Origin of the sequence: Sinomonas humi, assembly GCF_000802235.1 — a bacterium.
GTDB lineage: Bacteria > Actinomycetota > Actinomycetes > Actinomycetales > Micrococcaceae > Sinomonas > Sinomonas humi.
The window spans coordinates 1-2126 of sequence record NZ_JTDL01000100.1 but is presented as its reverse complement, the minus strand read 5'-3'; the positions used below and the strand labels follow the sequence as shown (position 1 = coordinate 2126).

Below are 2126 nucleotides of genomic sequence, written 5' to 3'. Positions count from 1 at the left end.
CTGAACCGGGACGGCCGCTTGACGCACATCAGCCGCGTCGTGGATCTTGCCAACATCCGCTACTCGTCCATCTGCGAGGACATCCGCATCTGGCGCGACGACGAGGACGAGCCGGTCACCAGGGTCATCAAGGAGACCCTCGCCAGCCACCGCATGGCAGGGAAGAGGGTCGGCATCCAGCTGGACACGATGGGTCTGACCCCCAAGCTCCATCTGGAGATCCAGTCCGAACTCGGTGGATGGTGCAAGCTCGTCAACGCCTCGGGCCTCGTGCAAAGGCTCAGGCTGGTCAAGAGCGATGCCGAGCTCGCGTACGTCCGCCGGGCCGGAGAGATCGTCGACTCCTGCAGGGACATCGCGATCGCCGAGGTCCGCCCTGGCGCATTCGAAGGCGACATCATGGCGAAGCTATGGGGCCAGGTCTTCTCCGAGGACGGAGATCCGCCCGCGCACCGCAGTCCGATCGGCGCCGGCGCCTCCGCGCTGAACGGCCGCTACACCACCGCGAGGAAGCATGTGGGGCCGAACGACCAGGTGACCTTCGAGCTAGGCGCCGGCTACAGGCACTATCACGCCGTGGACATGTTCGTCGTCCTGACCGGCCCGCGCGTCGACCCACGCCACCTCAAGATGCACGACGCCTGCCGGGAGGCCCTCGAGGCCGTCCAGGAGAAGCTCCGGCCCGGCTACACCCTCGGCGAGGTGTACGAGACGCACCGCGCGACCCTGGCCAAGCACGGATACGAGGACAGCGCCCTTGCCGCCTGCGGCTACACCATGGGGGCGGTTTGGCCGCCTACCTGGATGGAACAGCCCATGATCTACGCCCACAACCCAGTGGTGCTGGAGGCGAACATGACCTTCTTCACGCACATGATGCTGGTCGACCACGAATCCGGCCTGACGATGTCCCTGGGAGAGCAGGCAATCGTACGGGACGGAAGCCCGGAGCTGGTCACAACCGTCCCCCGCGAGCCCATCATCGCGAAGTGAGTCAGGGCGCGGCTGGAATGACCCGGTGGCGTGGTGCATCCGGGTAGGGCTGATCCGGAATGAGCCAGGACAGGGGCCAGACGCCAGAGAGGACCTCTCGTCCGCCCTCGAGCCCGCCCCGGCTCCAGACACCGGCCCATCCCGGCCTCAGGAGGCCTCGGACGCAATGGTCCCATCTAGCGGCCCACAGAGAAGCCCAGCCAGACCAGGCACCACGGGCAGAGACCGCCGGAACGACCTGATCGCCGCAGCGGCCCCGCCGAGTGAGCGATCAGAAGGATTGAACAGGAGAAGACCGTTGACTTTGGTGCCGACCACTGGCCGCCCATCCGCCGCTGAGGGTGAACGGATGCGCGAGCTCTACCGCTGGTTCCATTCCCATCCCGAGCTGTCGCTGCAGGAGCACGGCACCGCGGCGCGAATCGAAGAGGAGCTCGACGACATCGGAATCCCCCACTTCCGATGCGCGACCACAGGCGTCGTGGGGATCCTCGAGAACGGGGAAGGCCCTGTCGTCGCCTTCCGCACCGACACGGACGGCCTGCCCGTACAGGAGGACACCGGGCTGGCCTACGCGAGCACCGCCCGAGCCGAGCTCGGTGGCGAGTCCGTTCCCGTCATGCACGCATGCGGACACGACATTCACATGACAGCCCTGCTGACCGCCGCCCGCGCCCTCGAATCGTTCCGGGAGAGCTGGTCGGGCACAGTGGTGCTGATCTTCCAGCCGGCAGAGGAGATCGCAGCCGGAGCACGTGCCATGATCGAGGACGGCCTGTGGAACCGGGCCCCCAAACCCTCCGTCGTGTACGGCCAGCACGTCATGCCCCTGACCACAGGCTCAGTCGCCTACGCCCCAGGACACACCATGACGCTTGCAACCAGCTGGCGGGTCACCGTGCGCGGACTCGGCTCGCACGCCTCACAGCCGCACGCAGCGATCGACCCCATCACCCTCGGCGCCCACATCGTGACGCGGCTTCAGACGATCGTTTCCCGGGAGATTGACCCGCGCCATCCGGCGGTGATCACAGTCGGCACCTTCCACGCCGGGATCAAGGAGAACGTCATAGCGGATACCGCGGATCTGACCCTGAACTTCCGCAGCTTCGACCCCGAAGTGCACGCGCAGA

General features: G+C 66.7%; 2 protein-coding genes. Both read left to right on the top strand.

Going from position 1 to position 2126, the window contains the following annotated elements; all coding sequences use genetic code 11:
• A partial coding sequence (locus LK10_RS09275; RefSeq protein WP_043122777.1) for a M24 family metallopeptidase occupies positions 1 to 993 on the top strand: 993 nt, incomplete at its 5' end.
• A 349-nt stretch (positions 994 to 1342) separates the two neighbouring features.
• A partial coding sequence (locus tag LK10_RS09270; RefSeq protein ID WP_156144107.1) for an amidohydrolase occupies positions 1343 to 2126 on the top strand: 784 nt, incomplete at its 3' end.